The 13,563-nt window shown below is 67.5% G+C and carries 10 protein-coding genes and 2 pseudogenes; 6 read left to right on the forward strand and 6 right to left on the reverse strand.

Features of this window, described 5'->3' with window-relative positions:
• Positions 1-184, forward strand: a pseudogene (locus NS2_RS32350) (hypothetical protein); the annotation flags it as partial.
• Between the two features lie 3 nt (positions 185-187).
• Here NS2_RS32350 and NS2_RS32355 read toward each other — a convergent pair.
• A complete protein-coding gene (locus NS2_RS32355; RefSeq protein ID WP_033091089.1) occupies positions 188-514 on the reverse strand; it encodes a hypothetical protein in 327 nt (108 codons plus the stop codon).
• A gap of 76 nt (positions 515-590) precedes the next feature.
• Between NS2_RS32355 and NS2_RS32360 the strand changes: the two genes are divergently transcribed.
• Positions 591-896 (forward strand): glutaredoxin domain-containing protein, encoded by a 306-nt coding sequence (locus NS2_RS32360; protein WP_033091090.1) that lies wholly within the window; start codon positions 591-593, stop codon positions 894-896.
• A gap of 124 nt (positions 897-1,020) precedes the next feature.
• Here NS2_RS32360 and glyA read toward each other — a convergent pair whose 3' ends face one another.
• Positions 1,021-2,316 carry a serine hydroxymethyltransferase gene (glyA, locus tag NS2_RS32365; protein WP_033091097.1) on the reverse strand — a complete coding sequence of 432 codons (1,296 nt, stop codon included), beginning with the start codon at positions 2,314-2,316 and terminating at the stop codon, positions 1,021-1,023.
• Positions 2,317-2,876: 560 nt separating this feature from the next.
• Positions 2,877-4,079 carry a DUF885 domain-containing protein gene (locus NS2_RS32370; protein ID WP_172416846.1) on the reverse strand — a complete coding sequence of 401 codons (1,203 nt, stop codon included), beginning with the start codon at positions 4,077-4,079 and terminating at the stop codon, positions 2,877-2,879.
• Positions 4,080-4,441: 362 nt separating this feature from the next.
• Here NS2_RS32370 and coaA point away from each other — a divergent pair, with 362 nt between their 5' ends.
• Positions 4,442-5,374: a type I pantothenate kinase gene (gene coaA, locus NS2_RS32375; protein ID WP_033091092.1), complete on the forward strand. Its 933-nt coding sequence runs from the start codon at positions 4,442-4,444 to the stop codon at positions 5,372-5,374.
• Positions 5,375-5,543: 169 nt separating this feature from the next.
• Here coaA and NS2_RS32380 read toward each other — a convergent pair whose 3' ends face one another.
• Positions 5,544-6,149 carry a hypothetical protein gene (locus NS2_RS32380; protein ID WP_045438056.1) on the reverse strand — a complete coding sequence of 202 codons (606 nt, stop codon included), beginning with the start codon at positions 6,147-6,149 and terminating at the stop codon, positions 5,544-5,546.
• An 80-nt stretch (positions 6,150-6,229) separates the two neighbouring features.
• Positions 6,230-7,009, reverse strand: a complete 780-nt coding sequence (locus tag NS2_RS32385; protein ID WP_033091093.1) for an isoprenyl transferase — start codon at positions 7,007-7,009, stop codon at positions 6,230-6,232.
• A 141-nt stretch (positions 7,010-7,150) separates the two neighbouring features.
• Here NS2_RS32385 and trhA point away from each other — a divergent pair, with 141 nt between their 5' ends.
• The 3 genes from trhA (at position 7,151) to NS2_RS32400 (ending at position 10,301) form a co-directional block, all read left to right on the forward strand.
• Positions 7,151-7,858, forward strand: a complete 708-nt coding sequence (trhA, locus tag NS2_RS32390) for a PAQR family membrane homeostasis protein TrhA (protein ID WP_081986343.1) — start codon at positions 7,151-7,153, stop codon at positions 7,856-7,858.
• 69 nt (positions 7,859-7,927) lie between these two features.
• Complete coding sequence (locus tag NS2_RS32395) at positions 7,928-9,499, forward strand: adenylate/guanylate cyclase domain-containing protein (RefSeq protein ID WP_261772332.1); 1,572 nt, start codon at positions 7,928-7,930, stop codon at positions 9,497-9,499.
• Positions 9,500-9,824: 325 nt separating this feature from the next.
• Positions 9,825-10,301 (forward strand): hypothetical protein, encoded by a 477-nt coding sequence (locus NS2_RS32400; RefSeq protein WP_033091095.1) that lies wholly within the window; start codon positions 9,825-9,827, stop codon positions 10,299-10,301.
• Positions 10,302-10,356: 55 nt separating this feature from the next.
• On the opposite strand, the pseudogene NS2_RS32405 reads toward NS2_RS32400, so the two are convergent.
• A pseudogene (locus tag NS2_RS32405) lies at positions 10,357-12,456 on the reverse strand (thioredoxin domain-containing protein).
• Positions 12,457-13,563 lie beyond the last annotated feature (1,107 nt).

Genomic DNA, 13,563 nt, shown 5'->3' on the forward strand with positions numbered 1-13,563 from the left:
TTGCCTGTGGGAGCTGCTGAAGTCGATTCCGGCCGCCGAGGCCGCCGCCGGCGATCTCGGCGAGAGCGAGGCCGACATCAAATACGTGCTGCCCGTCCTGGACGACTACGCCCACGCGGGTGAGGGCAAGCTCGGCGAGGTGCTGCGGCCGATGTACCTGGACTACCTGGCCAAGCATTCCTGAGCTTCAGGAGTCGCCGTTCGGCGTGCCGTGCAGACCGACCAGCACGGCACATGCGAAGGGCTCGAATCCCTCGGGGCCGGAGGCGAAGTCCTTCATGTGCACGGTGGTGTGGTCGCTGAGCTCGAAGGCCGCGCGCACGATGCGCAGGCGATCCTCGAGATCCAGCGCCGCGCCCATGATCACGTGATCGATGGATGTCTCCGCGAGCGCCTGCTCGAAATCCTCCGGCCCGGTACCGGGGCGAATCTCGATGTCCGGCAGGTCGAGACGCTCGCGCACCGCGTCCACGACGGTGGTCTTCAAGCCCAGCAGCATTACGGTGGTCGTCATGCCAGCCTCCGATCTCCCTGCAGCATAGGCCGATTCGCCGGTGCGCGGCGGGCCCGCCGGAATCTAGACTCCGGTCATGACCGCCGATATTCCCGAACTGGTGGTCTATCGCCGCCCGGGCTGCCCGTACTGCGCGCGCCTGCGGAACGCCCTCAACCGGCACGGCATCGTGCACCGCGAGGTGGACATCTGGGAGGACCCGGACGCGGCCGCCTTCGTCCGTTCGGTGGCGAACGGGAACGAGACGGTGCCGACCGTGGTGCTGCGCGACGGATCCGCGGAACGGAACTGGGTGAATCCGCCGCCGAAGGAGTTGATCGAGACCGTTCGGTCCGACGCCCCCGCGCTCACCGGGGGTCCGCGCCGGTTCTTCACCTTCTGACCCGAGCGTCTCCCCGCCCCGGGAATACCATCCCGCCCCGCCGGGTTATGAAGCCGCACAACGAAAGAGCCCGCCGCGATCGTGAGATCGCGACGGGCTCTTGGTCTTTCGGCCTTCCGATGAATCAGCCGAGCAGACGCCAGTCCTCGAGGCCCTCGTAGAGCGGGAAGTCCTGGGCCAGCTTGGAAACCCGCTGGCGCAGCGAGTCCAGGTCGCCGGAGCCGGTCAGCGCGGCCGCGATGATGTCGGCGACCTCGGTGAACTGCTCGTCGCCGAAGCCGCGGGTGGCCAGCGCCGGGGTGCCGATGCGCAGGCCGGAGGTGACCATCGGCGGGCGCGGGTCGAACGGAACGGCGTTGCGGTTCACGGTGATTCCGATTTCGTGCAGCAGGTCCTCGCCCTGCTGGCCGTCGAGCTGCGAGTTGCGCAGGTCGACCAGGACCAGGTGCACGTCGGTGCCGCCGGTGAGGACGTTGATGCCCTTGGCCTTGGCGTCGGCCGCGGTCAGGCGCTCGGCCAGGATCTGGGCGCCGGAGATGGTGCGCTCCTGGCGCTCCTTGAACTCCGCGCCGCCCGCGATCTTGAAGGCCACGGCCTTGGCGGCGATGGCGTGCATGAGCGGGCCGCCCTGCTGACCCGGGAACACCGCGGAGTTCAGCTTCTTGGCGAACTCCTCCTTGGCCAGGATCAGGCCGGAGCGCGGACCGCCCAGGGTCTTGTGCACGGTGGAGGACACGACGTGCGCGTGCGGCACCGGCGACGGGTGCAGTCCGGCCGCGACCAGACCGGCGAAGTGCGCCATGTCGACCCACAGGTACGCGCCGACCTCATCGGCGATCTCGCGGAAGGCCGCGAAGTCCAGCTGCCGCGGGTACGCCGACCAACCGGCGACGATCACCTTCGGGCGGGTGTCGCGGGCGATCTTGCGGACCTCTTCCATGTCCACGCGGTGGTCTTCCTTGGACACGCCGTAGGCGTGCACCTCGTACAGCTTGCCCGAGAAGTTCAGCCGCATGCCGTGGGTGAGGTGGCCGCCGTGCGCGAGATCCAGGCCGAGCAGCTTCTCGCCCGGGTTCATCAGCGCCGCCAGCACCGCGGCATTGGCCTGCGCGCCGGAATGCGGCTGGACATTGGCGAATTCGGCGCCGAAGAGCTCCTTGACGCGGGCGCGGGCCAGATCCTCGACGATGTCGACGTTCTCGCAGCCGCCGTAGTAGCGGCGGCCCGGGTAGCCCTCGGCGTACTTGTTGGTGAGCACGCTGCCCTGTGCCTGCAGCACCGCGCGCGGCACGAAGTTCTCCGAGGCGATCATTTCGAGGGTGTCGCGCTGGCGGGCGAGCTCCCCTCCCATCGCTTCGGCGACCTCGGGGTCGAGTTCGGCGAGGGACTGGCTGTTCACAGAGGCGCTCGTCTGGGTCACGCCGCCGAGTCTATTGTCCGATGCCGCCGCGCCGATCAGGGGGTTCTGTGTGTCGCGAACAGGGTTCTGGGGATCGCCCATGGTGCACCTCCGTGGTCCGGGTACCCCGAAATGCCTTCGGGGATCGCCAGGCACCCAGGCGCGCGGTGCCGGACTTCGGTGCTTCCCGGGGGTTGCTTCCACCTCTACTGCGCCAGTCGCGGTCCGGTGATCCTATCCCGGAAGGGTGGTCACCGGACCACCGGTGACCGGGAGTGAACCGGATCACACAGCCGTATGCCAGGGCGACAACTGATTTCGCGACGGTCGGGGTAACTCACCGGGGACGTCCAGAATGGGTTCGGCTCCCACCGCTTGCCCGCATGCCCAACGCCGACGGCTCTCAGCCGCGCGCTGAAGGCCCGGGGAGGCGGGGGAGCCATGCTGTTCAATATCGCCGGCGGCGGTTTCCAGGACATTCTCTTTACCCTGCTCAAGGCCATGTGCACCGCGTCCAGCGGCGGCGCGGGCTGCGCGGGCTGGGGCGCCTGACCCACACCCCGGACTTCGGGGAGTACCCCTCACATTCGCCGGACAGCGCCGGGTGTGAGGGGTTCGTCCAACAGCCGCCGGAAGCGTTCCGACCGGTCTTCCGCATCGGGTGCCCGGTCCAGCCAACCTCCCAGCAACCGATAGCCCTCCACGTAGGTGGAGATGTACGCCCGCCACAGCGGCGAGGCCAGGAAGCGCAGTGACTGCCGCGCCCGCTCCGGGGTGACCAGGCTCCAGCGCTGCAGGAATTCCGCCACCTCGTCGGCATCGCGACGGCGGTCGTGCAGCAGCAGCGCCGCGTCCTGGCGCACGCCCAGCAGATTCGCCGACGCGGTCGAAATCCGTTCCGCGCGTTCGCCATCGAAGCGCAGGCCCAGGTCGGCGTAGATGTCCTGCGCCCAGCGGCCCCAGCCCGGGCCGACGATCGACTTCAACGCCAGATCGGCCAGGCCCTCCGCCATCAGGCACTGCGGGGTGTTAACCACGAACAGCGTCTGCTCATCCTGCCCGGCACCGACCAGCCCGGCCTCCTTGCGGCAGTGCTCGGTGTGATGGCCCGGATACGACTCGTGCGCGATCAGGTGCGGCAATTGCGACAGGTGCTGCTTGAGATCGGAATTGATGGCCACCCGGGACTGATAGTTGCCCAGGTAGTAGTTGAAGCCCGACCACGGCTTGTCGCCCACCACTTCGTATTCCACGTGCTCGTTGTCCGGCAGCGGATACCGCTCGCGCACGAGTTCGCGCAGCGCGCCCGAGAACGCGGCCACGCATTCCTGCAGCCGCTCCGGTGGAATCTCGTCGGCCCGGCGATGCGCGGTGATGCGGTCGAGCAGTTCGCCGTCGCCGGGCAGCGCCTCGTCGAGCTGCCGGTGCGCCTCGCGGTAGTCCTCGGTGTCGCCGGGCGCGATATCCACATCGAAGTAGGCGCGCACCTCGTCGATGAAGCTGATGTCCTCCCCCGCGAATTTGCGGCCGGAGCATTCCAGCGCGCGCAGATGCGCGTCCAGGAATTCGACGCGCTCGGCGGTGAGCCCGGCGTCGGGAAGTTCCTTGCGCAGCGCGGCGGCTCGATGCGCCAGATCGCGCGGTTCGGGCGCGGGCGCGTTCTCCACCTCGCCCCGCAGCGCCGGATCGCCGGTGAAGGCGTCGACGAACCCCTCTTCGAGCCGGTCGAATGCGAGCCCCAGCCGCAGGTACTCGATGACCAATGGATGCGCTGCTCTGCTCAATTTGCCCTCCGCTTCGCTCCGGGCGGGTTCGCGGCCCAGAAGGTCTCGATTCTTCCCTCCCTCCGCTCCTCCGCTTCGCTCCCCCGCTCCACTCAGTCCAGAATCGAGACGGGCCGCGAACCATTATGGACTTCAGCGGCCCGGATCCGCCTGTCGCGCAGGCTCACCGGACACGCCCGGGCATTGTGATGTGGCCGATCCCACTCCGGTTACTCGCGAGTAGCAACACCTGGTGTTCACCCGGATGTTGAGGCCGAGCACAATTCGCCTATGCGTGGAGTGTTGGCCGGATCGCCGGGCACGGCGACGATGCGGCTTCCCGAGAGCTGTTGTCGTGGCGCGCGAATGTGGGGACCCGAGTAATGGCACGGATGAGCGAGCCCAGCCCCTACGTGGAATTCGACCGCAAGCAGTGGCGCACCCTGCGCAAGTCGACTCCCCTGGTGCTCACCGAGGAAGAACTGATCGGCCTGCGCGGCCTGGGTGAGCAGATCGACCTCGAAGAGGTCGCGGAGGTCTACCTCCCCCTGGCCCGTCTCATCCACCTCCAGGTCGCGGCGCGACAGCGACTGTTCGCCGCCACCGCCACCTTCCTCGGCGAGACCCACCCCGACCGCCAGGTGCCGTTCGTCATCGGCGTGGCGGGCTCGGTCGCGGTCGGCAAGTCCACCACCGCGCGCGTGCTGCAGGCGCTGCTGGCGCGCTGGGACCACCATCCGCGGGTGGATCTGGTCACCACCGACGGATTCCTGTACCCGACAGCCGAACTCACCCGGCGCGGCATCATGCACCGCAAGGGCTTCCCGGACTCCTACGACCGGCGCAAGCTGCTGCGCTTCGTCACCGAGGTGAAATCCGGTGCGCACGAGGTGTGCGCGCCCGTCTACTCGCACATCGCCTACGACATCGTGCCCGGCGAATACCACTGCGTGCGCCAACCCGACATCCTCATCGTCGAGGGTCTCAATGTGCTGCAGACCGGTCCGCGGCTGATGGTGTCGGACCTGTTCGACTTCTCGGTCTACGTGGACGCCAGGATCGAGGACATCGAGAACTGGTATGTGCAGCGCTTCCTGTCGCTGCAGAAGACCGCCTTCCAGGACCCGAATTCGCACTTCCACCACTACGCGAACTTCAACGAGCAGGAAGCCGTCAACCAGGCCAAGGAGATCTGGCACAACATCAACCGGCCCAACCTGGTGGAGAACATCCTGCCGACCCGGCCGCGCGCGACCCTGGTGCTGCGCAAGGATTCCGACCACACCATCAACCGGCTGCGGCTGCGCAAGCTCTGACGCTCACCGGACGAGTCAGAGCCGCCAGGCTCCCCCGCCTCCCCGAGACTTCAGCGGGCGGCGAAGTGCCGTCGACCGTTTCGCACCCGTGCCTGCGGTGAGAGCCACACCCACGCTGGACGTACCCGGCGAGTTACCCTCTCCTCCCGAAATCAGCCGTCGCGTTGGGTCACAGCTTCCACGCCGCATCGAGGCGCGCGGCAACGTCGATAGCGGTCGCCGCCTGGATGTTCGGTTTGCAGATCTCGGTGGCGATGTAGCGCGCCACGAAGCGGCGGATCTCGTGGTCGACGCTGGCCACGATGCGCAGCAGTTCACCGCGCCGGGTGGCGCTGGCGACATTGATGCGGACGTTGCTGGGCTGCGGCTCGTCGATTTCGATGAGCACCCGTAGCGGTTCCGCAGTGCGGACGGTCAGATGCAGGTGAATGGTGCCGTCCACGCGGAACGGGTAGCGATCCACCGCCAGATCGATGAGCAGATCCACCTTGAGCGGGATCACCAGGTCGAACGAAATGATGTCGCCCACTTCGCGATTCAGCCTCGGCTGCCCCAGCCGCACGGCCGCCGAGAGTTTCGCGAGCTTGCCCGGTCCGGCCCCGATCGGCCCGAACTCGAAGGCCTCCCCGGTGAGTTTCTCGAACGCCCCGGCTATCCGCTGCGGGGACGCCGCGTGGTCGAGAAACCGGCGGCCGAAATCCTCGTAACTGATGTACGGCACCGCCACGACCTGGGTTTCCGCGGAGCCACCCTGCCCCTCGTACAGCTCGCTCATGCAATCCGACGGTACGCGAGCAAGGTTACGGCGAACCCGGAAGCCATTGCACTGCAACGGAACCGTTGGTTCGCCGTGTTCTATACCCCGAAGCGGCGGTGCCGGGCCGCGTAATCGCGCAGCGCCCGCAGAAAATCCACGCGCCGGAACTCCGGCCAGTACGCCTCGGTGAACCAGATCTCGGAATAGGCGCTCTGCCACAACAGGAATCCCGAGAGCCGCTGCTCGCCGGAGGTGCGGATGACGAGATCGGGATCGGGCTGGCCGGAGGTGTAGAGGTGCTGGCCGATGGCGTCCACGGTGATGGACTGGACCAGATCCTCGCCGGTCTCCCCCGCGTCCATCTCCTGGCGGACCAGCGAGCGCACCGCGTCGGCGATCTCCTGGCGGCCGCCGTAGCCGATGGCGACGTTCACGTGCACGCCGGTGCGGCCCTCGGTGGACTTGGCCGCCTCGCTCAGTCGGCGCGCCATCTCGGCGGGCAGCTGGTCGAGCGCGCCGACGATGCGGACGCTCCAATGCTGTTCCGGCGCGGACAGTTCGTCGACGACGTCGGTGATGACCTCGAAGAGGGTCTCCAGTTCGTCGGAGTCGCGGTTCAGGTTCTCGGTGGACAGCAGGTAGAGGGTCACCATCTCGATGCCCGCCTCGCCACACCACCCGACGAGTTCGGCGATCTTCAGCGCACCGACCCGATGGCCGTGGCTGATATCGCTGAATCCGTTCTCCCGCGCCCAGCGTCGGTTGCCGTCGCACATCACGGCGACATGCCGTGGATGTTGCTTCCCCGCCAGCTGCTTGGTCAGCCGCGCCTCGTATATCCGATATGGGAGTCCACGCACCTGACTCGCAACTTTCACGCCGCAACCCTACGCCCCCGCAACGATCAGCGGAGCGACCGGGACAGAAGACCGGAACACCGGAGCCGGTTGGCGACGACACCCACTCGACGGGCCCGAACCCGCCAACCTACGGTACCGTAGGTTACCGAGGAGGAACTTATGGCCGACACTGTGCAGCCCGCCGAACCGGCGGTGGGTCTGATCGAAACCGCGCGGGCGGAGCCGACGCTCGTCAAGCCGCGGATGCGCGGATGGATTCACGCCTGGGCCGTCGGTGTGGCCGCCATCGCGGTGATCGTGCTGGTCTCGGTGGCGACCACGGTGTCGGCCACGGCGGCCTGGTCGACGCTGGTCTACGGGATCACGGTGTGCGGGGTGTTCGGGGTCAGCGCGACCTACCACCGGGTGCACTGGAAGACCGCCCGGGCACGCATGTGGATGAAGCGGGCGGATCACTCGATGATCTTCCTGTTCATCGCGGGCAGTTACACGCCGTTCGCGTTGCTCGGGGTGCGCGGGAGCGCCGGGACCGTCCTGCTGGCCATCGTGTGGGCGGGGGCGCTGGCCGGGGTGGCCCTGAAGATGCTGTGGCCCACCGCTCCCCGCTGGGTGGGGGTGCCGCTGTATCTGCTGCTCGGTTGGGCCATCGTCCCGGTGGCCGGGACGCTCATCGGCAATGTCGGCTGGACGCCGGTGATCCTGCTGCTCGCGGGCGGCATCGCCTACAGCGTGGGCGGGATTCTGTATGCCGCGCGCTGGCCCGATCCGTGGCCCGAGGTCTTCGGGCATCACGAGTTCTTCCATGCCGCAACCGTGGTCGCGGCGCTGTGCCACTACATCGCCGTGTGGCTGGTGCTGCTGAGCTGATCCCGGGGCGGTCGGAGCAATTTCTCACAAAGGTGCAATCCGGGCCCGAAGGTCTCTAAAGTCTGCGACGTGACCAGCAGACTCATCCTGTGGGCGCTGCGTGCGCGGTGGGGTCTGTCGGCTGTCGTCATGGCGTGCAACCTCGGCGGCCTCGCGGTGATCACCACCGAACTGTTCCTGAGCGGCTTCCTGAGCCGGCTCGGGGCGGGCTTCATGAGCACCTTCATCCAGGTGTCGATCTATCCGACCATCGGCGCGCTGATGGGCATCGCGCTGGCCGTGCGCGACCGGCACCACTATTTCGGCTGGCTCGACCAGCGCCGCCCGCCCACCGAGCGCGAGGCGAAACGGCTACTGCGCCTGCCGATCTCGATCACCGGCCGGGCCCTGGCCATCTGGCTGCCCGGCGTGGTGGTGGCAGCGGCGATCTTCTCGCACGCCACCGAGGAACGCAGCTTCCCGGTGGTGCTGTCCATGTTCGTGCTCGGCGCGCTGGAATCGGCGGCGCTCACCTTCCTGATCGTGGACCGGCTCATCCGGCCGACCATTCCGGTGGTGGCCGAGGTGCTCGACGAAACCGGGCACTGGAGCAACACCGTGCTGGCGCGGGTGCTGGTGACCTTCGCGGTGGCGGGCGAGGTGCCGCTGTTCATGCTGATCACGGTGCTGGCCGACCCGTCCACCGACGCCCACGACCGCATCCGGACCGGCATCTACCTGGCCATCGTCGGCCTGTCCGCGGGCGTGGTGGCGACCGCGGCGCTGGCCCGCGCGGTGGCCACGCCAATGCACACGCTGCGCGACGCGCTGGACCGGATCGCGCGCGGCGATCTCGACGCCCGGGTGCCCATCAACAGCACCAGCGAGATCGGGCGGCTCGAGCATTCGGTGAACGAGCTGGCCGCCAATCTCAGTGAGCGCGAACGCATGCGGACGGTGTTCGGACGGCACGTCGGCACCGAGGTGGCCGAGCGTGCGCTGTCCGGCAGCGCCAGTCTCACCGGCGACATGCGCGTTGTCACAGCACTTTTCGTGGATGTGACCGGTTCGGTGGCGATGGCCACCGAGCTCGCGCCGCACGACTTCGTGGCCAAGCTGAACCGGCTGCTGTCCACCGTGGTGGCGGCCACCGAGGACAACCACGGCCTGGTCAACAAGTTCGAAGGCGATGCGGCACTGTGCATTTTCGGCGCGCCCATCGCGCTGGCCGACAATGCGACCCCGGCCCTGCTCGCCGCCCGCCGCATTCGCGACGAGGTGGCCATACTCGACGAACTCGATATCGGCATCGGCATCGCGCGCGGGCTGGTCTTCGCCGGCGACGTCGGCACCGACACGCGGCTCGAGTTCACCGTCATCGGAGACGCCGTCAACGAGGCCGCCCGCCTCACCACCGAGGCCAAGCAGGTCCCCCGCCGCATCCTGGCCAGTCAGGCCGTCATTGACGCCGCCTGCGACGCCGAGCGCAAGAACTGGACCCACCTCGACACTCTCCAGCTCCGCGGCCGCAAAGAGCCCACTCCCGGCTGGACCGACGTCGCGTCGCCACCCCGCCGCAACGGCAGTGCCCCGCAGGCCGCCCCGCGACCGGCCGCACCCCGACCCCCGGCACCCGCGGCCGACCGGGCCGCCGATCACTGATCATCAAGCCGCTCGCACATCACCCGCGCACCCGCCCGGACCTGGCAATACCCCAAACAAATCCCTGACCTGAACACCTCCCGGACTGTAGAACCGCCCGCCCGCCACAGCAACGCATTAACCACTCACCACGCCACCAAGATCAGGGAGCTCCCAGCGCGGGGAATCGGACGAATCTCCTCGGCTGGAGCTCCCTGATCTTGGATCCGAGTGGGTGCGGGTGCCCTGGTCATACCCGGCGAATCCCGATGTCGTACTGGAGGACTGGGGGATGTCGTACTCGCGGGGGATCCGGCGCGGGGGTACCGGGTCGGACAGTAGGAGCATGACTGAAATCGGGGCGTTCGAGCGGACTTCGGCGGCGGCGTGGGCGCGGCCGGAGCGGGCGATTCTGGCGTATCGGGCGGTGGTGGTGGCGCTCGTCGCGGGGGTGGGAGAAACCTTGGGGCGGGCAGCTATCGCTCTCGACGCGCCCGACGTCCAGATATCGGGCATCGCCCTCGGCCTGGCGATCCGGGCCGCGATCTACCTGACGGTCTTCGCGCTCGCGGCCCGCATGCTGCTCGGAAGCCTTCGGGCCCGAGGCATTCTCGTCGTCGGCCTGGGCACCGTTGGCCTGGCCTCCCTGGTGGTCGAGCCACTGGGCGCAATCCTGTCAGCCGACCACCCCGGCGACCTGTTCACCGGCTGGACCCCGAACGCCGTGATACTCGGCCTGTTTCGCGCGATCCACATCCTCGCCGTACTCGTCGCCGTCCCCGCCGCCATCCGCGCGGGCAACCGCGCCGATCGCGAATCCTGAACGGCACGATCGCGCTCCGCCGCCCGCATCCCGGCAGGCTCTCCCGGCGGCGATATCAGGCCGAGGGCGGTGGCAGTAGCCCGGCACGCACCTCGTCGGCGGTGGTGACGGGGAGGTCGCAGACCGAACCTCGGCAGATGTAGGCGGCAGCGGCGTCGCGCACCGGGGGACGATCGGCGAGCAGAGGCTGTGAATCGAGGGCCCCGGAGACGATGACCGACCCGCCGGGTGCCGCACGCCGGGCGACTTCCAATAGGGTTGCACCCCAACCGGATTCACCATCCGGACCATTCGCCACGGCCACCTGGATCGGCCCGCGCACGGATGCCTCCGCGACGGAGAGCCAATTCCCCGCCGAGCGGGGTGCGCGGGCCAGTAGTACCGCGCCGCGGGTGAGGGTCAGATCGGCCAATTGCCGGTAGCGCGCCGCCCGATCGGTGTCGGCGATGGCGGCGGCGGTGACCAGGGCCTCTGCCAGCACCGAGGTGCCGGAGGGCGTGGCACCGTCGAGCGGGTCGCGGGGGCGGGTGAGCAGGGTCTCGGCGTCGTCGGTGGTGTCGAACCAGCTGCCCGGCGCCTCCGGGTCGACGAAGTGGTCGATGGCAGCGTCGAGCAGGCGCTGCGCCTCGGAAAGCCAGTCCCCGGTGCTGGTTTGGTGCAGTGCGAGCAGTCCCAGCGCGAGCCAGGCGTAGTCCTCGAGCACGCCCGGGGCCGTACCGGGTACCCCGCTCAGCGAGGCGCGGCACACCCGGCCGTCGGTCACGTGGCTGTCCACCAGGTATCGCGCACACCGCGCGGCGGCCTCGATCCACTCCGGATGACCGTGTGCCGCAACGGCTTCCGCGAGCGCGACGATCGCCATCCCGTTCCACGCGGTGACCACCTTGTCGTCCCGCTCGGGTTGCGGCCGCCGCGCGCGAGCCGCCGACAGCCGCGCCCGCACGCCTTCGAACCGTTCGCGCTCACCCGGCTTCGGATCCGTGTATCGGGTCGGCACCGAGGTCCCGTGTTCGAAGGTCCCCGCCGTCGTCACCCCGAAAAGCTCTGCGGCCCAAGCCCCGTCGAGAGCACCCAGCACACCGTTGAGCTCCGCGGGCGTCCACACATAGGTGGCGCCCTCCACCCCGGGCTGCCCGGGTTCGAGATGGGTATCCGCGTCGAGCACCGACGCGAACGCCCCCTCCTCGGTCCCCAGATCCGCCAGCAGAAACTCCACCGTCTCCCGAGTAACCCTCAGCGCCAACGATTCCCAGGCCCCCGACCCCACCCCGTCGAACTCCCGCCGCGCCAGATGCGCATACACCCGCAGCAACTGCGCGTTGTCGTACAGCATCTTCTCGAAATGCGGCACCACCCAAGCGGCATCCACCGAGTACCGGGCGAACCCACCCCTCAACTGGTCGTAGATCCCACCTCGCGCCATCCGCTCACACGTGAACGAAACCGCCCGCAGCACACCGACATCCCCGGTCCGCTCGTAATGCCGCAACAACCCCTCCAACAACGCCGAAGGCGGAAACTTCGGCGCCCCGACAAATCCCCCATGCTCCCCATCGAACTCCTTGGACACGGCCCCCACCGCATGCCCGAGCAACTCCGCCCCCACCTGAATCTCCGCATCCGGCAACCCCGCCGTCTGCTGCCGCAGCGCCTCCCCCACCTGCCCCGCCGCCGCATTCACCTCATCCCGCCGATTCCGCCAGGTATCCCCCACCGCAGTCAACAACTGCATGAACGAGGGCATCCCATGCCGAGGCGTCTTCGGGTAATACGTCCCGCAATAGAACGGCTCCCCCTCCGGCGTCAGAAAGCACGTCATCGGCCACCCGCCCTGCCCGGTCATGGCCACGGTCGCATTCATATACACCGCATCCAGATCGGGCCTCTCCTCCCGATCCACCTTGATGCACACAAAGTTCTCGTTCATAACCGCCGCCGTAGCCGCGTCCTCGAACGACTCATGCGCCATCACGTGGCACCAGTGATTGTTTGGCCGAAGCTACCAATGGCAGGATGCGTACCCCACTGAAAGAAGAATGGGCACGTCCCGCCTGGTTGCTTCTGCCATCGCCTCCTCTCCCCACTCCTGCCAGTGCACGGGATTCCCGGCGTGCTGGCGCAGGTAGGGCGACGTGGCACCACCTAATCGGTTCATGCCCGCCAGCCTTCCACATGGGCGAGAAGCAGGCCAGGCATACGATTCCTTACCCACAGGAGACAGAAGTGCCGCAATCGATCCGCGGGTGCTCCAACACGCTGACGGACCATACCCCGACCGAGCAGGGAGCATCGGACCATGGAAGCCTCACCGCCGGCCTAACGCCCTTCGCAAGACGGTCCAGCGCTTGCCTGAAGCGTGCGGCCATCATGACACGCACCAGCCGACCGTGCACCACATCGCAGTACGTGTCGGTGACAATTCCACACGCGTTGGCGGCATGGTTCATCAAGGTAGAACCGCTGCGACGTGGAAAACGGGCAAGAACCTGCTCATTGACCGAGCCTGCAACGACCTTCACCGACTCTTCCATGCTTGATCTGGACCTCCGTCGATCGTTGACCGCAGGCTGGTGGGTTGGGTTCGGAGATCAGCTCTCCTGAAATGACGTTATCGGGCTTATCGCCGAAGCACGCGCACGGAACTGCGAGTCCTCACGCTCATCGGCAATGCACGAGGTCAGTCGGCCCCAAATCGGCTCGGCCCGTTGATCTTCGCCCCGCCCGCGCTGGCCGGTCCGGTCAGCGCGGCTCGCGGCAAGATAGTGCGTTCAGGTTGTGGGCTGGCAGCCAGTAACGGGTACGCCGGTCTGATCGGCGAGAAGCATCGACGTATCTAACGAAGAATGCCATACCGAACTCGCCCATCCTGTTCCTCTGTCTCGACGACCCGGACTTGAGCTCGCGTTCCGTCCGGCTCCACAAGCCACGCTTCCTCCGGATCGGCGCTAGCGGAAGGATAGACAACCTGCCCCCCGATGCTCCTGGCAACAATCCGCGAAAAGACTTCGTCGGATGGATGATTCTTTATTGTATTTGAAAACTCTACAAATAGCGCTAACTGTGCATCACCAAGTATCCTGGAGTAACCACAGTAGGCGGGCGCCTCCCAATTCCTCGAAGCTTGATCGCCATTATCATCATATACGTCCACGTCATGTGGTGAAATCTCGCCTGCGCTGGAGATCGCATACGCAAGTTCGTTGCCACTGACTTCGCCGATCACAAGCACGCTATATGCCGTAGGGCTCATTTTTTATACTCG

This window comes from Nocardia seriolae NBRC 15557 (assembly GCF_007990715.1).
Lineage (GTDB): Bacteria > Actinomycetota > Actinomycetes > Mycobacteriales > Mycobacteriaceae > Nocardia > Nocardia seriolae.